The organism is Roseovarius sp. MBR-6 (assembly GCF_040547525.1).
Classification (GTDB): Bacteria; Pseudomonadota; Alphaproteobacteria; order Rhodobacterales; family Rhodobacteraceae; genus Roseovarius.
In genome coordinates this window covers 36,742-56,543 of the sequence record NZ_JBEPPW010000018.1, presented here as the reverse complement: position 1 = coordinate 56,543, position 19,802 = coordinate 36,742, and the positions used below count along the sequence as shown (strand labels likewise).

General features: G+C 62.5%; 21 protein-coding genes and 4 pseudogenes. 14 read left to right on the top strand and 11 right to left on the bottom strand.

What is annotated here, in order from left to right:
* Positions 1 to 91 precede the first annotated feature (91 nt).
* The 3 genes and pseudogenes from ABIE57_RS17265 to ABIE57_RS17255 form a co-directional block, all read right to left on the bottom strand.
* Positions 92 to 310 (bottom strand): annotated as a pseudogene (locus tag ABIE57_RS17265) (hypothetical protein); the annotation flags it as partial.
* Between the two features lie 10 nt (positions 311 to 320).
* Positions 321 to 770, bottom strand: a complete 450-nt coding sequence (locus tag ABIE57_RS17260; protein WP_354540266.1) for an NlpC/P60 family protein — start codon at positions 768 to 770, stop codon at positions 321 to 323.
* Positions 767 to 1,651, bottom strand: a complete 885-nt coding sequence (locus ABIE57_RS17255; protein WP_354540265.1) for a phage/gene transfer agent baseplate hub protein — start codon at positions 1,649 to 1,651, stop codon at positions 767 to 769. The genes ABIE57_RS17260 and ABIE57_RS17255 overlap by 4 nt, the downstream gene beginning before the upstream one ends.
* A 79-nt stretch (positions 1,652 to 1,730) precedes the next feature.
* Here ABIE57_RS17255 and ABIE57_RS17250 point away from each other — a divergent pair, with 79 nt between their 5' ends.
* Both ABIE57_RS17250 and ABIE57_RS17245 read left to right on the top strand, forming a co-directional pair.
* A complete protein-coding gene (locus ABIE57_RS17250) occupies positions 1,731 to 2,024 on the top strand; it encodes a type II toxin-antitoxin system TacA family antitoxin (RefSeq protein ID WP_354540264.1) in 294 nt (97 codons plus the stop codon).
* Between the two features lie 35 nt (positions 2,025 to 2,059).
* Positions 2,060 to 2,536: a GNAT family N-acetyltransferase gene (locus tag ABIE57_RS17245; RefSeq protein ID WP_354540263.1), complete on the top strand. Its 477-nt coding sequence runs from the start codon at positions 2,060 to 2,062 to the stop codon at positions 2,534 to 2,536.
* Positions 2,537 to 2,539: 3 nt separating this feature from the next.
* Here the strand turns inward: ABIE57_RS17245 and ABIE57_RS17240 are convergent.
* From ABIE57_RS17240 to ABIE57_RS17205, 8 genes and pseudogenes are all read right to left on the bottom strand, one after another.
* Positions 2,540 to 2,945, bottom strand: a pseudogene (locus ABIE57_RS17240) (DUF2460 domain-containing protein).
* Positions 2,945 to 5,401, bottom strand: a complete 2,457-nt coding sequence (locus tag ABIE57_RS17235) for a phage tail tape measure C-terminal domain-containing protein (protein ID WP_354540262.1) — start codon at positions 5,399 to 5,401, stop codon at positions 2,945 to 2,947. Before ABIE57_RS17235 ends, ABIE57_RS17240 begins: the two are co-directional and overlap by 1 nt.
* Complete coding sequence (locus tag ABIE57_RS17230) at positions 5,394 to 5,561, bottom strand: DUF7697 family protein (protein WP_502950140.1); 168 nt, start codon at positions 5,559 to 5,561, stop codon at positions 5,394 to 5,396. The genes ABIE57_RS17235 and ABIE57_RS17230 overlap by 8 nt, the downstream gene beginning before the upstream one ends.
* A 62-nt stretch (positions 5,562 to 5,623) precedes the next feature.
* Positions 5,624 to 6,061 (bottom strand): phage-derived protein YdaY family protein, encoded by a 438-nt coding sequence (locus ABIE57_RS17225; protein WP_354540260.1) that lies wholly within the window; start codon positions 6,059 to 6,061, stop codon positions 5,624 to 5,626.
* Entirely contained in the window at positions 6,061 to 7,002 is a 942-nt protein-coding gene (locus ABIE57_RS17220; protein ID WP_354540259.1) for a phage tail tube protein, read from the bottom strand. The genes ABIE57_RS17225 and ABIE57_RS17220 overlap by 1 nt, the downstream gene beginning before the upstream one ends.
* A gap of 33 nt (positions 7,003 to 7,035) precedes the next feature.
* A pseudogene (locus ABIE57_RS17215) lies at positions 7,036 to 7,278 on the bottom strand (acyl-CoA transferase); the annotation flags it as partial.
* Entirely contained in the window at positions 7,229 to 7,432 is a 204-nt protein-coding gene (locus ABIE57_RS17210) for a hypothetical protein (protein WP_354540273.1), read from the bottom strand. The gene ABIE57_RS17210 and the pseudogene ABIE57_RS17215, both read right to left, overlap by 50 nt.
* A gap of 407 nt (positions 7,433 to 7,839) precedes the next feature.
* Positions 7,840 to 8,024 (bottom strand): annotated as a pseudogene (locus ABIE57_RS17205) (transposase domain-containing protein); the annotation flags it as partial.
* A gap of 104 nt (positions 8,025 to 8,128) precedes the next feature.
* On the opposite strand from ABIE57_RS17205, the gene ABIE57_RS17200 reads away from it, so the two are divergent.
* The 12 genes from ABIE57_RS17200 to ABIE57_RS17145 all read left to right on the top strand — a co-directional run bounded on the left by ABIE57_RS17200 (position 8,129) and on the right by ABIE57_RS17145 (position 19,785).
* On the top strand, positions 8,129 to 8,509 hold the full coding sequence (locus tag ABIE57_RS17200) for a hypothetical protein (RefSeq protein WP_354540258.1): 381 nt from the start codon (positions 8,129 to 8,131) through the stop codon (positions 8,507 to 8,509).
* Complete coding sequence (locus ABIE57_RS17195; RefSeq protein WP_354540272.1) at positions 8,506 to 8,910, top strand: plasmid partitioning protein RepB C-terminal domain-containing protein; 405 nt, start codon at positions 8,506 to 8,508, stop codon at positions 8,908 to 8,910. Before ABIE57_RS17200 ends, ABIE57_RS17195 begins: the two co-directional genes overlap by 4 nt.
* Before the next feature lie 378 nt (positions 8,911 to 9,288).
* Positions 9,289 to 9,651 carry a MarR family EPS-associated transcriptional regulator gene (locus ABIE57_RS17190; protein ID WP_354540257.1) on the top strand — a complete coding sequence of 121 codons (363 nt, stop codon included), beginning with the start codon at positions 9,289 to 9,291 and terminating at the stop codon, positions 9,649 to 9,651.
* Positions 9,648 to 10,952, top strand: coding sequence for a UDP-glucose dehydrogenase family protein (locus tag ABIE57_RS17185; protein WP_354540256.1), 1,305 nt, complete (start codon positions 9,648 to 9,650; stop codon positions 10,950 to 10,952). The genes ABIE57_RS17190 and ABIE57_RS17185 overlap by 4 nt, the downstream gene beginning before the upstream one ends.
* On the top strand, positions 10,949 to 11,959 hold the full coding sequence (locus tag ABIE57_RS17180; protein WP_354540271.1) for an NAD-dependent epimerase/dehydratase family protein: 1,011 nt from the start codon (positions 10,949 to 10,951) through the stop codon (positions 11,957 to 11,959). The genes ABIE57_RS17185 and ABIE57_RS17180 overlap by 4 nt, the downstream gene beginning before the upstream one ends.
* Before the next feature lie 34 nt (positions 11,960 to 11,993).
* On the top strand, positions 11,994 to 13,295 hold the full coding sequence (locus ABIE57_RS17175; RefSeq protein WP_354540270.1) for a nucleotide sugar dehydrogenase: 1,302 nt from the start codon (positions 11,994 to 11,996) through the stop codon (positions 13,293 to 13,295).
* 4 nt (positions 13,296 to 13,299) lie between these two features.
* On the top strand, positions 13,300 to 14,253 hold the full coding sequence (locus tag ABIE57_RS17170) for a Gfo/Idh/MocA family protein (protein ID WP_354540255.1): 954 nt from the start codon (positions 13,300 to 13,302) through the stop codon (positions 14,251 to 14,253).
* The gene (locus ABIE57_RS17165; protein WP_354540254.1) at positions 14,240 to 15,163 is read left to right on the top strand and encodes an LbetaH domain-containing protein; all 924 of its coding nucleotides are present in this window, start codon (positions 14,240 to 14,242) and stop codon (positions 15,161 to 15,163) included. Before ABIE57_RS17170 ends, ABIE57_RS17165 begins: the two co-directional genes overlap by 14 nt.
* Positions 15,156 to 16,256, top strand: coding sequence for a DegT/DnrJ/EryC1/StrS family aminotransferase (locus ABIE57_RS17160; protein WP_354540253.1), 1,101 nt, complete (start codon positions 15,156 to 15,158; stop codon positions 16,254 to 16,256). Before ABIE57_RS17165 ends, ABIE57_RS17160 begins: the two co-directional genes overlap by 8 nt.
* Positions 16,256 to 17,578, top strand: coding sequence for a lipopolysaccharide biosynthesis protein (locus tag ABIE57_RS17155; protein WP_354540252.1), 1,323 nt, complete (start codon positions 16,256 to 16,258; stop codon positions 17,576 to 17,578). The genes ABIE57_RS17160 and ABIE57_RS17155 overlap by 1 nt, the downstream gene beginning before the upstream one ends.
* Before the next feature lie 23 nt (positions 17,579 to 17,601).
* Entirely contained in the window at positions 17,602 to 18,528 is a 927-nt protein-coding gene (locus ABIE57_RS17150) for a glycosyltransferase family 2 protein (RefSeq protein WP_354540251.1), read from the top strand.
* 12 nt (positions 18,529 to 18,540) lie between these two features.
* On the top strand, positions 18,541 to 19,785 hold the full coding sequence (locus ABIE57_RS17145) for a hypothetical protein (RefSeq protein WP_354540250.1): 1,245 nt from the start codon (positions 18,541 to 18,543) through the stop codon (positions 19,783 to 19,785).
* The last annotated feature ends 17 nt before the right edge of the window (positions 19,786 to 19,802 follow it).

Below are 19,802 nucleotides of genomic sequence, written 5' to 3'. Positions count from 1 at the left end.
TATTTGGGCAGCGCACGCGCCATGGCGCTTAGTGCCCCGCCACTGGCCTACTTTTGCACCGCCACGTGGCCGGTTTTGTCTCCGCCGTTGACACCGCGCCTTCGGTCGAGGCGGTGACGGTCAGGCTGTCCAGCCGCGCGCCCTCGATGCGTTGCGCGGGCGCCAGTGCCGAGACGATCCAGTTGTCGATCACGCCGCCAAGGCTGGAGCCGACAAAGCCGCCGATGCTGGCGGCACTGACGCCAAGGAGGCTGCCGCCGATCGAGCCGCCAATCGCGGTGCCGACGGCGCCGAGGACAAGGGTTGCCATGTAGGAGGTCTCAGCTTTTGGGGAACAGAAAGGCGAAGGCAATGCGCCGCCGCCAGGCGGGGGTGAGCCCTTGCTCGACCACGCCCAGCCGTTCATAGGCATGGATAAACCGGTCAGGTCCGGTCAGGATGCCGACATGCTTGGCGATGGCGCGTGGCATCATCCGAAACAAGACCAGCGCGCCGGGTGGGGCGTCGGCGGGATCGCGCTCCACCATCATCCGCCGCGCCCCCTCGGCCAGCACCTCGCGGGCACCCATCTCGCCCCAGTCCCGGCTGTAGGGCGGCATGGGAAAGGGCTCGGACCCCACCGCGTCGCGCCAGACGCCGCGCGCGAGGCCCAGACAATCGCAGCCGACCCCGCAGAGGCTCGCCTGATCGTGATAGGGCGTGCCCAGCCAGCAGCGCGCGGCGGCAATGACGCGGGCCGGATCGGCGACGGATGGCTGGGGCTTGGTCACAGCACCTCTCCCTCATGGTTCGTGCCCGGCGACGCATAGCGAAGAACGGTGTCTTGTCCGGGAATGTGCGGAAAGCCGCGGAAGTTCAGGACATTGGCGAATTTGGCTGTGCAGGTGGCGATCCGCTTGTCGCAACCGGCGCGCGCGATGAAGCTGTCACCCTCACCGATGGCGCGCACCGATGCTTCCAGCAGGGTCAGGGTTGCGACGGTGCCCGCCAGCTCATGCGCCAGAACTTCCGCGATGCGTCCGGCATTGGCCCCGCTGGTCCAGGTGAGGGTGCCAGAGGCAAACCACCCGGCCTCGAACCCCGCCAGACCAGACGCCCGGAAGGCCCGGTCGCGCAGCAGTTCGGTGACCACGCCGGTGCCCTTGTAGACCGCGTTTTCCAGATCGATACCGCAGCGCGCATCGCCCAGCGCCGCGTCGCAGCCCGCCTGAAACGTCCGCCCGACGGTCTGGCCCAGCACATGCGCGAGGCTGCGCACCTCGGCTACGAAGGCCATGCGCCCGCGACGGATCTGGCCCACCGCCCCGCGCCGCAAGAGCACGCGCTGGCTGGTGTCACCCCAGTTCACCCGCCAGAGCTCGACCTGCGCATTGTCCCAGCGCCCGTCGAGAATATCGGTCTCGGTGATGCGATCCGAGCTCAGCACGCCCTCCGCATCCTGCGCATCAACGGACAGGCCCGAGCCAGAGCGCACCTCGGAGGCCGTCAGCCCGCTCTCGGGCTCGAAATCTGTCCCAATGAGGCTCAGCGTGCGATCATGATCGGTGAAACCGAAGGTTACGCCATCGGAACGCGTGATCCGCCACACCCAAGCGAGCGTGGTCGTGCCTTCGTCAAGGTGGGCTTGCAGCGCGGGGGAGAGGGATTTCATGTCTTGCCTCCGTTCCGTGGTTGAAATGTAAAGCTCATGTCTTTACATGTAGGGTCAGTTCATCGCAGGAGAGTGCGAAATGGTCGCCGTAACACCCAACGAGGACGCCCAGCGGCGTTCGCTGATCAATCTTCGCGTGACCCCTCGGGACCGCGATCTGATCGACCGTGCCGCGGCAGCCCTTGGCAAGAACCGCTCGGAGTTCATGATGGAGGCCAGTCGGCAGGCCGCCGAAGACGCGCTCATGGATCGCACGACGTTCCGGCTGGATGCAGAGCAGTTCGGGGCCTTCATGGCTCGGCTGGACGCTCCCCCCGAACCTGATGAGCATCTGCGCAAGTTGCTGGCCACGCCCGCACCATGGGACCGGTGACAGCGGCTGAGGAGCCGCTGCGGGCGCCGGAACCCTTGAGGGATGACCACCTGACCGACGGCTTTGCGTCCGGGGCCCCAACGCTGGATGCCTGGCTGAAACGCAAGGCCCGGGCCAATCAGGCGTCGGGCGCATCGCGCACATATGTGCTCTGCCGGGGCCAGCGGGTGGTCGGCTTCTACGCGCTTGCCGCCGGGTCGGTCAGTCACGATCTTGCGCCGCGCAAGCTCAGGCAGAACCTGCCGGATCCGGTTCCTGTCATCGTGCCGGGCAGATTGGCGATAGACGCCTCCGAGCAAGGCAATGGCCTCGGGCGCGCCCTGCTGCGTGATGCGGTGCTGCGGATCACGGCGGCGGCAGAGGAGGTCGGCATTGCCGCAATTCTTGTCCATGCGCTGTATGATCGCGCCAAGGCGTTCTATCAGGGTGCCGGATTTGTCGAGACCACCTCGGAGCCGATGACGCTCTTTGTGCAAATCAAGGACATCAAGGCGATGATGGGCAAGGATTGATAGTCACCGCCGGATCTCCACCAGCGGAATGGACGTGATCGACCCGAGCCGTTCTACATTGGGGGTGACGTCGAGCACGTCCGTGTCAAACCGCACCGGCACATCGAAGGTAAAACCGGCGGTGATGGCCACGCCCGCGTTGGGGGCGGTGTCGAAGGAGACCACGCCGCTGGTGGTATCGACAGACCAGCCGCTGAACTGCTCGACCCCGTCCAGCGCGATCCGCACGCTGCCTGCCACAGGTTTGGCGATGGCGCGGGGCCAGCTCTGTGCGCCGGAACTGTAATGCTTGACCAGCTGGAAGGCCGTCGTCGCCACTCGCCGGTTCCACCACCTGCGTGCGCCGCTCGGGTCCGCCGCGCGCGCCACGGCTGATGGTGTCGGGGAAGCGCAGCTCATGGAAGGCCATCAGAGACCCCTCTGGCCCAGCGACACCGCGCGGGCGATGTCACTTGCTACCTGCGTGCGCGACTGCCGGAAACTGTCGGCATCGCGGGCGTTGATCGTGACCGAGATGCTTGGCGCGCTGACCTCGCGCTGGCCCGACCTCGGACCGGAGCCTGCCACCTCGCGGCGCGACAGAACCCGCTCGCCGCGTTGCAGGATCGCAGGCACCTCGTCGGGCCGCAGGCCTGCAAATCCAGACCCCCGGTTCAACCCGGCCAGACCCCCGTCATGCAGACGCGGCGCCCCGGCAAAGGCCAGGGCGGGCACCAGGCGGCCCGGCCCGGGGGATCCGACCGTGCCGCCCGCGTGCAGGACGCTTGCGAAGATCCCGCCTGCGCCACCCAGTGTGCCCAGCGCGCCCGACAGCGCATTGGCGATTGGCCCGAGGATGAAACGCCGTGCCGCGAGCTTCGCCAGATCGGCAATCATCGAGCTGACCAGATCGCCGAAATCGAGCTTGCCGGTCTTGACGAAGTCGCCCACCGCAGTCTCGGCGCTCTGGAAGGCTCCGACCAATGTGCTCCCGATATCGCCGCCGATGTCGCGGGCCTTGTTGGCAAACTCGGACAGGGTGGCAACGACCGCCTCCCAGCCAACCTTGGCCACTTCTGCCCCTTTTGCGGCCGCCGCGCCCGCGCCACCCGAGCTACGCCCGGCTTCGGTGATCGCGTTGTCGAACTGCTCGGCGGCATTCGTCGCGCCAGCAAGGGCCGCCGCGCCATCTGCGCCAGTCCCCGCCACGGCATCCTTCAGCGCCTGCCAGCTGGCCAGAGGGGCCAGCGCACCCGCTGCCAGTTCGGTTGCCGCCGCGCGGTGGACCTCCGCCGCAGCCTGCGCCTCGCGGGCGATCTCGCTCAGCCCCACGTCGGGCAGTGTCAGGGGGTTGTCTTCGAAGGCCCGCGCGAAGGCGTCTTTGGCGGCGGTTGCGGCCCTCGTGGCCGCCCCGGCAAAGCGGTTCTCGATGCCGCCCAGATCAAGATCGCCCAGAAGGGTGATGCGGCGCGCGGAGCCCAGCGCCTCAAGCCCGGTGTTGACGCTGGCGATGAAGCCGTTGATCCGGGCCACCACGCCATTGAGCATCGCCTCGACCCCGTCGATCAGGCTGTTCGCCGCCTGAAACGCCAGATCGCCGATGGCGGCGGGCAGAAGGCCCCAGATCGACTTGATGGCTTCAAAGGCGCCCTCAAAGGTGTTGGCGGCGGTATTGCCAAAGCCCACCACGCTTGCAATGGCGCTCTGCATGGCCGAGGCGGCATCCGATTTGAGATCAAGAAACATGGCCGTGGCGCTGGCCCCTGCCGCGGCAGCCCCCATCCCGAGCCGCTCCCAGACCTCGACCGCCAGATCCTTCAGCAGCCCCATGGCGGCACCGAACCCGCCCGCGCCGGAAACCAGCCGGGTGAACTGGAACACCAGCTCGCCCGCGCCGACAATCAGCGCACCGATGCCGGTGCGGATCAGCGCGCCGCGCAGGACGACAAGCGCCGTGGCCAGCCCGCGCACCGAGAGCGCCGCAGCCGCCAGACCGGCCACCCGGCGTCCTGCCATCAGGGCCGCAAAAGTGGCGGCGATGGAGGTCAGACGGCCGATATTGTCGAAGAGCGCCCTGATGGCGATGCCGAGCGGTCCGCTGCGGCTGGCGACCGCTGCCAGCGCATTGGCCACCGCCTCCAGCGCCGGGGCGGCCGCGACGGCGAGCTGGTTCGAGACCCCGCGCCAGATCAGCCCCAGCCGCGAGATCGCATCATTGGTGCGCTCGATCTGGCCCGCGTCCGCGTCCGAGACCACCACCCCGAAGGCGAGCACATCCTCGGTCGCCTGGCGCAGCGTGGCCGTGTCGATCCGGGTGAAGACCAGCGCCGCCCGATCGCCGAAGAGCTGGGAGGCCACGGCCGCGCGCTCGGCCTCGGGCACGAACTGGCCCAGCGCCTCCTGAATGTTGGCGATGCGCTGATCCAATGGCAGGCGCTGCAGGTCTTCGGCCGAAAGTTGCAGGCGGCGCAGGGCGTCCACGGCTGGGCCAGTCCCGGCCGCCGCCTGGCTCAGCCGCCGTGTAAGCTGCGCCGTGGCCTGCTCGACCTGACCCATCGACACGCCCGCCAGATCGCCTGCACGCTCCAGCACCTGGATGCTGGCGACAGTGGTATCCAGTGAGGCCGCGAGCTTGGCCTGCGCATCCACCGTTCGCAGCCCCGAGCGGATCATCGCGGCCCCGGCAGCCGCCAGTGCCACCGTGGCGGCGGCGGCCGCCACCCGCGCGCGCCGCGCAAAACCTGCCATGCGGGCATTGGCGAGATCCATCTCGCGCGACAGCCGCCCGAACCCGCGCGCCCCGGCCTCGCCCACGCCCTCAAGCTCGGCACGCACCTGGCGGCCGCCTTCCGCCACAAGGCGCACGGAAACGCGTTTTTCAGCCATCGCGGCGTCCTTCCATCTCTTCGTTCAGTTTGCGCACCATCACCGCCTCGATCCCGGGCAGCAGTTCGGCGGCGATCAGGGGGTCCACGCCCAGCGCCTCTGCCAGCGCCAGAGCCGCGCCCATATCCCAGCCCAGCACCGCACCGGGCGTGACACGCAGCTGCCCGCCAAGACGGCCGACCAGGTCCCAGACCTGCCAGCCGTCGAAGCTGTGCGGCCGGTTCAGTCTTGCGGGGCAGTCCGGGCAGGATCTGGTGCAGGCGGTGCAATAGCGGTCGCCCCCGCCGTAGGACCACTCGGCAAGGGCGCGCAGGCGTTTTTTTCTTCGTCCAGAATGAGACCGCGCGCGACATAGGAGGTCTGGAACGCCTCGAAGACCGGCCAGATCTCCAGCAGCGCATCAATGCCCTCGGGCGTGACCGGCACGACATTGCCCGCGTCGTCGCCGACGCCCTCCCAGTCCAGCACCGCGCGGCGGGCGACGGCTTTGGCCATGGCGAGCGCCAGCTCTTCCTGACTGGCATCTTCGGACAAAGCCTCGATGGTGGCATCGGCCCGGGCCGCGACCATCAGCGCGGTGGTGAGCGGTGCGACCCGCAGGCGCAGGCCGGGGGCCAGCTCCAGCCATTGTGGCGTGGTGGTGAGGTTCAGGCGGATCATCAGTAAGCCTCGATATCATTGATCAGGGTTGCGGTGCACATCCGGCCCACGGTGCTGTCGCGCGCTGCCTGCCAGTCGAAGGTGGCCTGCACGCCCTGCTGCCCGGAAATCTCGATCCGGGGGCGCGGCAGATAGACGGCGTGGATCGTGAAGCTGAAACTCTCGCCCGAGGGCAGGAGATAGGCGAAGCTGATCTCGGAAGGCTCGCCATTGATCGCTTGTGTCACCAGTGTGCTGTCGGCAAAGCGCACCTCGATCCGGCCGGTGAGAGCGGCGATGCTTGGGTCGGCGCCGTCGATCCTGCCGTCCGCACGGATGGTCTCGATCCGGTCGAGATTGTTGGCATAGGTGATCTCGGCCGAGACCACGTTGCCGAGAGCCGTGCCGTTGCGGCTGATCGCGCCGTTGAAATGGCCAAACCGTTTCAGCGCCAGATCGGCGGGCGTGCCTGCATTGCTGAGCGTGCCCACTGCCTCGCCCTGCGCCACCAGCCGCGCGGTTCCCGTCAGCAGCCCGGAGCGCTGCACTTGCCAGCTGAGCTGATCCAGCACGCAGCCGGAATACATCGCATAGCGCGGCACCTCGGGCATGGCGGTCTCGATGGACATCGAGGGCAGAGTCCAGCTGCCCGAACGGAACTCATGGGTGTAGGGTGCCGCCGCGCCGGTGATCGTGGGATCGCCAAATGCCGCCTTCAGCCAGACCCCGAACGCTTCGGCGTCAATCGGCACAACGACATCGCCATCGGCCGTGACCGCATCCTTGATCGGGGCCAGCGGATCGCGGCCATAGCCCAGAAGTTCGGAGTTCAGGAGCGGCTGTTCCGATCCCAGCGAGGTGCTGGCAAAGGGCATCCTGGTGTAGCCGCCAACCGGCGGAGTGCCGTAGATTGTCTCAAAGCCGAGCGCCATCTGCGCCCGCGCGCCTTGCGCACGTGCCATGGGGGTCTCCTTTTTGTGGGGGTGTTGCTGGGATCAGCCCAACGGGCTGGCGGTGGTGTAGCGCAGGTTGAGCGTGATCACCGCAGCCTTCAGGGCTGCTGCGCCCTCGACGGGCAGATCGACCGAGGCCGGGGCCTCAGGTTCGACCCAGTCGCAGAGACCGCCGAGGGTGCGATCAGCGGTGAGCGCCGCGCCGATGGCGCTGATCAGGGTGTCGAAGGCAGCGTCACGGTCGGCGCTCTGCACGACCGCCTCGATCTCGGCGCGGTGCTGGTAAGCCGCTGCCGAAGAGCACCGCCTTGATATAGGTGCCAAGCGGCACGCCGTTTGCGGCGTCCTCCAGCTTGGCACGTTCCTCGAATGTCAGTCTGAGCGAGAAGGGCGCTTCACGCTTTCGCTGGCTTCCACGTGTATTGAACTCGGTTTTCATGTCGGGTTCCTTTCGGACCCGGCATGACGGCGAAAACAACTTTCCTGAGCGATTGCATCATAGTATCAACCGCTTAAGAGGCGTAACGCCATGCCGAGAAGTCTGGCGCGAAGATCAGAAAGTTAAGTTCGTTGCGAGGCCCCGCAACCAACTTATCCTGCGACCCTCGCATGTTAAGTTTGGATCGCCCTCCCGCAACCAAATTCCTTAACCTTTCCAAACAGTTAAAACACGACAAAAAAACTTGTGTACGGCCCGCGCAAAAACGAGTCAACGCCAAGTCAACGTTTCGCAAGTCCCCCTGAAAACCCAGGGGGATTTTTGCGTTCTGGCCTCGCTCAAAGCATTGTGGCAGCATCACGCCATGATCAACTTCCAGTAAGCGGTCGCTGGGGACCACGGTCGGGTCAGCTTGACGGCGTGAAGTTCCACGGCAGCAGGTCGTCGAGGCGGCTTTGGGGGTGGCCGTTGGCGATGGCTGTCAGGGTGGTCTTGAGATAGGCGAAGGGGGTTCGACGCCATTGACCTTGCAGGTTTCGATCAGCGAGGCGATGCGACCCCAGGCGATGCCGCCTTCGTCGTGACCGGCGAAGTGGCCGGCCACCGCGCCTTGGAACCGCAAGAGCTGACGCCCTCGGCCGCCGCGGGCGGATAGCGCGCGGCGGCCCGGACATCGCCAGACCCGAGAGACAGACCATGACCAACACCACCGACGCGGCCTGCGTGGCCGCGAACGCCCCCGGCTTGCCCGACGACACCCGGCGCCTGATCGAGACCGGGGACGCCATCGCGAAGATCCGCACGCAGATCGCGACCGCCGATCTGGCGCGGCAGCGGACGGTCAAGCCGATCGATCCCGACTGGTTTCACCGTGCGCGCACGGCGCTGCGTCACCTCAATCGCGAGCGCGCCGAGATCATCGCCCGTCAGGGCGGCCGCCGCCGGCGCGAGCGCCTGAAGGACACGATCATCGCCGTCCTGCGCGAACGCCATGACAGCGCCGCCTGGACCGCGGTGCTGGTTGAGGCGCGGGCGCGGCTCGAGCGGGAGGAGGCCAGCATGCCGATGCGCTCCTGAGAGCGACGCCGCCGGAACAGCGCACCGATTACACCCCGCCAAAGCCCGAGGAGCCCAAGGGCGATCCGCTGGAACAGATTGTCAAGCTCGAGCGCGAAATGAACAACGTGCAGGAAAAGTACAAGGATGCCGAAAAAAGCTATGGCTCGGAGCTGCTGAATCTTGTCGTCGCCAAGGGCTACCTGACGAAGCTTGTGGCCAACGCCGCAGTGCGCTCCTGGCTCGACCGCCACGCGTCCGAGATCCTCGAGCAGTTCGAACTGGTGATCAACACCACCAGCATGGAAGAGGCCATGAGCCGGGAGGCCCGGGAAGGAGCCAGCAACGCGGCCAGCCAGGGACGTGCGGATGCGAAAGCTGAGGATGCAACTGAAGTCACCGACGTCCCCGCGGCAGAGTAGGGCAGAGACGCTCTGGGCGTGGTGTCACGGAGCGGCGTGCGCTGCCTCGGTGTTGGCATGCCGCGCTGCTCCGAAAATCGCAGCTTCGCATCTGCAGAAAATGCGGATTGCATCGGCGCGTTCGGTGCGTTACGCACGACAATGTGCAACACGGTATCGTTTCGCATTGCCGCGGTAGCGCCCGTTTCGGTTGGAATTGAAGACCGAATGCGCCGCAATCCCTGAAATATCAAAACGTCGGTTGCACGGGCAGTGAATAGCGTGTATCGCTCATTCTTGAGCGATTATGTTGATTCTGTTTCAAACGTCGAGCCGACCTGTCCCGAGGTACCCTGAAGGCAATCCTTGAGCGGTAACCTGCGAGAAAGACCAAAGGCAATGACCACCCAGCGCGACAAGATGCGTGAGGATGCCCAGGTGCGGATCCTGCGCCTTCTCCAGGACAACCCGGAAATGTCGCAGCGCGAGCTGGCGAAGGCCGTGGGGGTGAGCACGGGCGGCATGCATTATGTGCTGAACGGCCTGCTGGACAAGGGGCTGATCAAACTTGGAAATTTCAGGGCCGCCGAGGACAAGCGGCGCTACGCCTATGTGTTGACAGCCAAGGGCATCGCCGAAAAGGCGCGGCTGACCCGGGCGTTTCTTGCGCGAAAGATGGCCGAATACGAGGCGCTGAAGGCGGAGATCGAGGCGGTTCAGCGCGAAATCGACGCAGATGACGCGCAGGAGAGCCGCTCATGAAGATCGCGATGATCGGCACGGGCTATGTGGGGCTTGTCTCGGGGGTGTGTTTTTCCGATTTCGGGCATGACGTGATCTGCGTCGACAAGATGCCGGACAAGATCGCCCGTCTGGAGCGCGGCGAGGTGCCGATCTACGAGCCGGGGCTTGATGCGCTGATGGCGAAGAACGTCGAGGCCGGGCGGCTTTCCTTCACCACCGATCTGGCGCGCGCGGTGGACGGGGCCGAGGCGGTGTTCATCGCCGTGGGCACGCCCACGCGGCGCGGTGACGGGCACGCGGACCTCACCTATGTCATGGCCGCCGCCGAGGAGGTGGCGCAGGCGCTGACCGGTTACGCGGTGATCGTGACGAAATCGACCGTTCCCGTGGGCACCAACCGGCGCGTCAAGCAGGCGGTGGCCAAGGCCAACCCGACGGCTGAATTCGACGTGGCCTCGAACCCCGAATTCCTGCGCGAAGGTGCGGCGATCGAGGATTTCATGAAACCCGACCGCGTGGTTGTCGGCATCCAGACCGAACGCGCGGCGGAGGTGATGGCCGATATCTACCGCCCGCTCTACCTGCGTGATTTCCCGATCCTGACCACCGATCTTGAATCGGCAGAGATGATCAAATACGCCGCCAACGCGTTTCTCGCCACCAAGATCAGCTTCATCAACGAGGTGGCGGCGCTCTGTGAGCGGGTCGGCGCGGATGTGAAGGAAGTGGCGCGCGGCATCGGTCTTGACGGGCGGATCGGCAGCAAGTTCCTGCATGCGGGTCCCGGCTATGGCGGCTCGTGCTTTCCCAAGGACACAACGGCGCTGGCGCGGATCGGGCAGGAACATGCCGTACCGCAAACCATTGTCGAGACGGTGATGCGCGTCAACGACGGCGTCAAGCTGCGCATGATCGAAAAGCTGCGCGATCTCTGCGAGGGCAGTTTCAACGGCAAGGTGGTGGCGATTCTGGGCGTGACCTTCAAGCCCAATACCGACGACATGCGCGACGCGCCCAGCCTGACCATCGTGCCCGCGCTGGTGGGCGGCGGGGCCAAGGTGCGCGTGGTCGACCCGCAAGGGCGGCGCGAGGGCGAGGCGCTCTTGCCCGGCGTGCACTGGAGCGAGGACCCCTACAAGGCGGCGCAGAATGCCGATCTGGTGGTGATCCTGACCGAGTGGAACGAGTTTCGCGCGCTCGATCTCAAGCGGCTGGCAAAGAAGATGGCCCACCCGCGCATGGCCGACCTGCGCAACATCTATTCCGCCAGGGACGCGAAACGCGCGGGGTTCGAGGCCTATGTGGGGGTCGGGCGCTGATGCGGATCTTTGTCACCGGAACCGCTGGCTTCATCGGCTTTCACCTTGCCCGGCTGTTGCTGGCCGAGGGGCACGCGGTGGCCGGTTTCGACGGCATGACGGATTACTACGATGTCCGCCTGAAAGAGCGCCGCCATGCCATGCTGCGCGAAAGCCCCGCTTTTTCCGCCACCGAGGCGATGCTGGAGGATGACGCCGCGGTCTCGGCGGCGGTGGCGGGGTTTGCGCCCGATGTCATCGTCCATCTCGCCGCGCAGGCGGGGGTGCGCTACAGCCTGGAAAATCCGCGCGCCTATATCGACGCGAATGTCGTTGGCACGTTCAACGTGATGGAGGCGGCGCGCGTGGCGCGCGTGCGCCACCTGCTGATGGCCTCGACCTCGTCGGTTTACGGCGCCAACATGGACATGCCGTTTGATGAACGGCAAAAGGCCGACACGCCGCTGACCATCTATGCCGCCACCAAGAAGGCGAATGAGGCGATGGGCCACGCCTGGGCGCATATCCACGGGCTGCCGGTGACGATGTTCCGTTTCTTCACGGTTTATGGCCCCTGGGGGCGGCCCGATATGGCCTATTACTCCTTCACGCGCGCCATTCTCGAAGGGCGGCCCATCGACGTCTATAACCACGGCGAGATGTGGCGCGATTTCACCTATGTCGACGATCTTGTGCGCGGCATCCGGGGGCTGATCGACGCGGTGCCGGGTGGGCCGGAGACGGCCGTTGAGGACGACAGCCTATCGGTTGCCGCGCCGTTCCGCACCGTCAATATCGGCAATTCCGAAAAGGTCCGCCTGATGGATTTCATCGCCGCGATTGAAGCCGCCTGCGGGCGCAAGGCGGTGTGCAACATGATGCCGATGCAAACCGGCGACGTGCCCGCGACATGGGCCGATTGCACGCTGCTCAAGCGATTGACGGGCTACCGCCCCGAAACGCCCATGGCCGATGGCGTGGCGCAGTTTGTGGAGTGGTATAGAACTTATCATGCAGTTGGAGAGTGACGTGACTGATACAATTGAATTGAAACAAGCTTCCATTCAGACCCTGGTCGCCCGGCTTGAGGCGCGCGAGGCGACCATCGGTATCGTCGGCATGGGCTATGTCGGGCAGCCGCTTGCGCTGCGCTATTCAGAGTCCGGGTTTCGCGTTCTTGGCTTTGACATTGATCCCGAAAAGGTTGCCGGGCTGAACGCCGGACATTCCACGATCGAGCATATTGACGATGCGGCCATCGCGCGCGCCGTGGCGGGCGGCATGGAGGCCACGTCCGACATGACGCGGGCGTCCGAGGCGGATGCGCTGATCATCTGCGTGCCCACCCCGCTCAACAAATATCGCGAGCCTGACCTGAGCTTTGTCATTGATACGCTCGAGAGCCTGCTACCCTATCTGCGCGATGGTCAGGTGATTTCGCTGGAAAGCACCACCTATCCGGGCACCACCGAGGAAGAGATCGTGACCCGCGTCGAGGCCAGGGGGTTCACCGTCGGCAAGGACGTGTTCGTCGTCTATTCGCCGGAACGCGAAGACCCCGGCAATGCGCATTTCAACACCCAGACCATTCCCAAGGTCGTCGGCGGACATACGCCGGGCTGCCTCGCCGTGGGTCAGGCACTCTACACGGGCGTGATCGACCATGTGGTGCCGGTCAGCTCGACCCGCGCTGCGGAAATGACCAAGCTGCTGGAAAACATCCATCGCTCGGTCAACATCGGCCTGGTGAACGAGATGAAGGTGGTGGCCGACCGCATGGGGATCGACATTTTCGAGGTGATCGACGCCGCGGCGACAAAACCCTTCGGGTTCACGGCCTATTATCCCGGTCCTGGTCTGGGGGGGCACTGCATCCCCATCGACCCGTTCTACCTGACATGGAAGGCGCGCGAATTCGGGCTGCACACCCGGTTCATCGAACTGGCGGGCGAGATCAACAAGTCGATGCCCGAATATGTGCTGGGCAAGCTGACCAAGGGTCTGAACGACCGCCGCAAGGCCCTGAACGGCAGCCGCATTCTTGTGCTTGGCATTGCCTACAAGAAGAACGTCGATGACATGCGCGAAAGCCCGTCGGTCGAGATCATGGAGCTTGTCCGCGCGGCGGGGGCCGAGGTTGCGTATTGCGACCCGCATGTGCCGGTATTCCCGAAGATGCGCGAACATCACTTTGACCTCTCGAGCGTGCCGCTGACCGCAGACACGCTGGCGGGTTTCGATGCCGTCGTTCTGGCGACCGATCATGCCAGGTTCGACTACGACCTGATCCGCACCCATGCCAACCTTGTCATCGACAGCCGGGGCGTTTATCGCGACGCGGCAGACAACATCGTGAAGGCCTGAACCGATGAAAAGATTCGCCCTTATCGGTGCCGCCGGCTACATCGCACCGCGCCACATGAAGGCCATCAAGGATACCGGGAACGATCTGGTTGCGGCGATGGATATCAACGATTCCGTCGGCATTCTGGACAGCCATTTCCCCGACGCGCAGTTCTTCACCGAGTTCGAGCAATTCGACGCCCATGTCGATGCCGAGCGGCGCGCCGGTCGCGGGCTTGACTATGTGGCGATTGCCTCGCCCAACTATCTGCACGATGCCCATATGCGCTATGCGCTGCGCGCAGGTGCCGATGCGATCTGCGAAAAACCCCTTGTCCTCAACCCCGGCGATATCGACGGGCTCAAGGCGCTTGAGGCCGACACGGGGCGCAAGATCAACACCATCCTGCAACTGCGCCTGCACCCGGCGATCATCGCCTTGCGCGACCGGGTCGCGGCCATGCCCGCGGGTCACAAGGTCGATGTCGATCTGACCTACATCACCTCGCGCGGGAACTGGTATCTGAAAAGCTGGAAGGGGCTCACCGAGAAATCCGGCGGGATCGCCACGAATATCGGCGTGCATTTCTATGACATGCTGCATTTCGTCTACGGGGCCGTGCAGGAAAATATCGTTCACCTCAACACCCCCACCAAGGCGGCCGGATATCTGGAATACGAGCACGCGCGCGTGCGCTGGTTCCTGTCGCTTGATGTGAACGATGTGCCGGAGGCAGAGCGCGCCAAGGGCAAACGCACCTTCCGCGCCGTGCTTGCCGATGGCGAGGCAATCGAATTTTCCGACGGCTTCACCGAGTTGCATACCCGCATCTACGAAGAGGTTCTGGCCGGGCGCGGCTTTGGCGTCGAGGAAAACCGGGTTGCGATCGAAACCGTCGCAACGATCCGCAACGCGCCGCTGGCCCCTGCGGGCGATCTGGCGCATCCGTTTGTGGGAGGAATAAATGTTCACCGGTAACACTATTAATCTAGGCTCAGTTATTGACGAATTAAATTCACAATTGATACGTGATGTGGATTTTTCTTACATCGGCAAGATTCCTTCAAATCTAAATCGTAGGGTGGTTCCTGCACTGAAGCCGGAGCATGTGAAGAGCGCTCTAGCGTATAGTGATATTGCTGGAATAATAACGCGGCCTGAAAATGCTTCTCTAGTTCCGAAAAATATGGGATTGTTAGTGGCTGAAGACCCGGTGACCACTTCTCTTCATATTCATGAACGACTTTGCGACATTGACGGATTTCTATGGAAGAGTTTTGATACAGAGATTCACCCAACCGCTCAAATTCACCCAAGCGCAGTTATTGCCGAGTCCGATGTCAGGATCGGCCCAGGTGCAGTTGTTGGTCCGTTTAGTTTAATTCTTGAGCGTTCGATTTTGGAAGAAGGCGCGCATGTTGGAGTTGGCGTCGTTGTGGGATTAGACGCCTTTGAGATTTTTGAAGGGGCCAATCCGCGGCGAATACTAAAGCAGGCCGGAGGCGTTTGGCTGGAGCGTGGCGCAACTGTTCTTGCTAAATGCACACTGGTTCGAGCCACTTTTGGCGGCTTTACGCTTTTACAGGAAAACGCAATGGTGGACGTTTTGATTCATATCGCTCACGATGTGATTTTAGGAAAAAATTCCACAGTTGTTGCTTGTGCTGAAATTTCAGGTCGGTGCGAGTTGGGCGAGGGTTCCTATATCGGACCCAACGCTTGTTTGACAAATGGAATTAAGATAGGAAAAAATTCCAAGGTTTCGTTGGGGTCAGTTGTAACCAGAGACGTTGCGGATGATACAGTCGTAACTGGAAATTTTGCGGTCCCTCATCGTAAATGGCTTCATTTTATAAAGTCTCTTGCAGCGGATGAAATCGATGAATGATATGATCCCCTTTATCGACCTCGCCGCCCAACAGGACCGGCTTCGCGCCGGGATCGAGGCGGGTCTTGCCCGCGTTCTGGCGCATGGGCAATATATCCTCGGCCCCGAGGTGGCAGAGCTTGAAGAGCGGCTGGCCGCCTATACCGGCACGGCCCATTGCATCAGCGTTGCCAATGGCACCGATGCGTTGCAGATCGCGCTCATGGCGCTTGGCGTGGGGCCGGGGGATGAGGTGATCACGCCGGGCTTCAGCTATATCGCCACCGCCGAGGCCGCAGTTCTGCTGGGGGCCAAGGTGGTCTATGTCGATATCGACCCGGTCAGCTACAACATGGACCCAGCCCTGCTCGAGGCCGCGATCACCCCGCGCACCAGGGCGATCATCCCGGTGTCCCTCTATGGTCAACCCGCCGATTTCGACGCCATCAACGCCATCGCCGACCGCCATGGCATCCCGGTCATCGAGGATGGCGCGCAAAGCTTCGGGGCGAGCTACCGGGGCCGCAAATCCTGCAACCTGTCGACCATCGGCTGCACCAGCTTCTTTCCGTCCAAGCCCTTGGGCTGTTACGGCGATGGCGGCGCGGTGTTCACCTCGGATGCTGATCTGGCCAGGATCATCCGCCAGATCGCCCGGCACGGGCAGGACCGCCGCTATCACCATATCCGCATCGGCGTGAACTCGCGGCTCGATACGGTGCAGGCCGCGATCCTGCTGCCCAAGCTTGCCATCCTCGACGACGAGATCGCCGCGCGCCAGCGCCTGGCCGAGGCCTATGATGCGGCCCTAGCCCCGCTGGGCCTGCCCACCCCGCAGATCGCCGACGACTGCCAGAGCGCCTGGGCGCAATACACCGTCCGGGTGGAGCACCGCGACACGGTGCAGGCGGCACTGAAAGAGGCGGGCATCCCGACGGCGGTTCACTATCCCTTGCCGCTCAATCGGCAACCGGCGGTGGCCGATGCAACGGTTCATTTGCCCAAGGGCGACCGTGCGGCGCAAGACGTGATGAGCCTGCCGATGCATCCGTACATGGAGACGGCGACCATGCAACATGTGGCAGAGGCGGTCGCGCGGGCGGTGAGCGGCTGATGCGACAGACCGTCTCTCGTCTTTTGCCTGTCGGATCGTTCGCGCGGAGCGTCGGTGTGCTGACTGGTGGCACCATCGGCGCGCGGGCCATTCTGGCACTGTCGCTGCCTTTGGTGACGCGGCTGTACTCGCCGACGGATTTCGAGCTGCTTGCGATTTACATGGCCGTTCTGTCGCTTGTGACAGTGATCGCCAGCCTGCGGCTGAACATGGCCATCACATTGCCGGCCGAGGATGGCGAGGCCGCGAACCTGCTCGCCCTGTCGCTGCTTGCCGCTGCTGTATTCGGGATCGTGCTGAGCGTGCCGGTGATCTTCGTGCCGGACCTTGTGGCGGGGGTGATCGGGCAACCGGGGATGCTGCCGCTTTTGTGGATGATCCCGCTCGGGATCCTGCTGGCGGCCGCTTATCAGGCCTTGCAATACTGGGCGTCGCGCAAGCGCCGCTTCGGGCTGGTGGCGCGCACGCGGGTGGCCCGCGCGGTCGGTGGGGCGGGAACGCAACTGGGGCTTGGCTTTGCCGGGATCGCGCCCTTCGGATTGCTGCTGGGGCACATGATCTATAGCGGGCTGGGGATCGTCGGGCTGGTGCGCGACCTGCTGCGCAACGATCGCGGCGCGCTGGCGGCGGTGTCGCCGGGGGCGATGTGGCGGGCGCTGGTCGCGTATCGGCGCTTTCCCATCTGGTCCGTGCCCGAGGCGCTGGCCAATTCCGCCGGGATGCAGGTGCCGGTGATCGTGATCGCCGCAATCGCCCTTGGGCCCGAGGCGGGCTATCTGGCGTTGGCGATGCAGGTGATGGCGATGCCCATGGCCCTGGTGGGGCAGTCGGTCGCGCAGGTCTTCATCGCCGAGGCGCCGGCACGGCTGCGCGACGGCACGCTGACGGCCTTCACACGGCGCACGGCGCTGACGCTCTTCGCGTTGGGGGCGGCGGTGCTTGTCCCGCTCGGGCTGCTGGCACCTTATGTGTTCGGTCCGATCTTCGGTGCCGAATGGGCGCGGGCGGGGGAGATCGTGCTGTGGATGACACCGTGGCATATCCTTCAGTTCACCGCCTCGCCGGTCTCGACCGTGCTGCATGTCACCGGCCATCTGCGCGTGGCGATGGCGCTGCAATTCATCGGCGCGGCGCTTCGGATCGGGGCCGTCGCGCTCGCGGGGGCGCTGGCGGCGGGATGGATCAGCGAGGTCTATGCCCTGTCGGGAGCGGTGTTTTATGGTATCTATATTGGTGTGGTTTACGTTATCGCCGTGCGATCAACGATGGATGGTCGCGGGCAGGACAAAATTCATAGCACCAACGTAACTGGCAAAAAATGACCGTGACGGCAGGAGCCAAGATCATGACCGAACAAGAGCGGGACACGCCCGAACGGGACGAAAAAAGACCCGCAATCAGTGTATTGACGCCCGCCTATAACGAGGAAAGTCATATCCTCGATTGCATGGCGTCCGTGCAGTCGCAATCCATGGCGGATTTCGAGCATATCATTGTTGACGACCAATCTTCCGACGACACCTATGCGATTGCAAAACGGCATGCCGATTCCAGAACGATGGTTTTGGAGAACCCGACCAAGGGCAAGCTTGCAGCCCTCAAGCATGCATATAATAACTCAAGCGGCCGCTTTATCGTATTGCTCGCCGGTGACGATCTCTTGCCGCCCGACTCTCTTGAAAAGCGCTTTGGGTGCATGGAGGGGGTTGATGCCCTTCACGACCTTGCCGTGGCCCGCGGTCATCTCAAGAGCTTTTCTCAAGATCCGCATTTTGACGGGCTGACGATTCCGAAACACAAACGCGGTTATTTTTCGGGCGGTGTCATCATCATGTCCCGAGCCTTCGCGGATAAAGCGTTCGACGTTCCGGATTCCCTTCCGAATGAGGACACGTGGATTCGGCTTTGTGCAGAGCATCTTGGCGCAACGCTGATGGACAGTCCCGGCGTGTCCTTGCTGTATCGAATTCATTCTGAAAACACATCGGCTAGTCGCGGTGATTTCAAGACTGCCGTTTCCGGATATTCGAAACGCGAACGGGTTGCGGAGGTGTTTCTCGAGAAATACGAAACGGCCATTTCCGATGACTCCAAAAGCCGCATAAAATCAAAACTAGACCTTGAGGAGGCGCGCGCCAATGGAACCCTTCTCGATGTTCTTACCGTCACGGGCGTCTCAATGACCGAGAAACTCCGCGCGCTTGTCTTTCGATACCAGTTGGCTTACAAAGCGAGAAACAAGCTCTGGCGTTATATTGTCGGCTGGCGGTGATAAATAGGGTTTGTGGATATTGATATGCTGACAATATTATTCACGCTAGTTGATCTTGTTTTTCTTGCAGCGGTATTTAAGGTTGCTGGAGGGAGATCCATTATATTTTTATCAGCACTTTTGCAGGCCATGTTTTACATGCCAATCCTATTTCTTGTTAATCTGTCAAACGATCTAGAGCTCAAGTTTCTCGTTATCCATCAGGCGTTCTTTTTGACCTTTCTTTCATTCTGCCTTCTATTTAAGGTTTTATATCATTGTAAGCCTTTTAGCGCCCCTATCATGATACCCGAACCACGCCATCGTATGTCGTGGAGTGTGTTTATATTTTTTGCTTCGATCATAATAACAATACTTTATTATGTGGCTCAGGGTGGGTTAATTTACTCGAAAATTGCCTTCACGGATGACATTGCCGGCGCGCGACTTTCTTATTACGCCACCCTTGACGGTGGGGCTGGTTACGTTAATCAGTTCAAGAATATTCTAATGCCTGTGACTGCGGCAGTAATTTTTCTTAATCTCGACAAGCGTTTCAGAATTATTTTCGCAGTAACTACGTTTCCTGTTTTGGTCTTGTTAATGACTGGAACGGGTCAAAGATTCCCTCTTGCGTTTGCTTTTCTTTTTTTTGCGTTTGCCTACACAATACTCAAAGGCGTTTCAGTGAGTTCGCGAGTAATTGTGCGTCTAGCATTAGCGCTGTTCATCTTCATTGCTATATTTGGCTTTTTGTCAGATTTGCAAGGTAGGTCTGATGCCGGCTATACCAAGGCGTTTTCCCATATCTTGGAGCGTGTGCTCCTTCTCAATCAAACTGGAAATCTTCTCACGTTTAATTACCTTGATACGCGCGGCTTTGTCTGGGGAAGTGACTGGATTCAGGATATTATTGGAATTAGTCCTTTTGCCAAGCCTAGCTCAATTGGAAACGAGCTTTTCTCGGTGCTTTGGGGTTCTCTTCGTGGTAATTCGGCCCCATCTCTTGCAACCTCTGTTTACTATAACTTCTATATTCCAGGCCTTATTGTTGTTCCGGCAGCGATGGCCTATTCCTTGGTTTTCATAGCCAAGAAAATCGAGGGTAAATGCGCCATGCCCAGCAAGTTTTTAGCACTAGTTTTCATGGGGATGACAATGGGCGGGTGGGTCTCGGGAGGAATTTTGTCGCCGCTAAACACCGGCCTTATCACGATGATAATTTTCATGATTAACGTCCGTTTCGTTCTTCGTCGCCATAACCGAGCTTTTGGTTAGTGCTGAACGATTCCCTG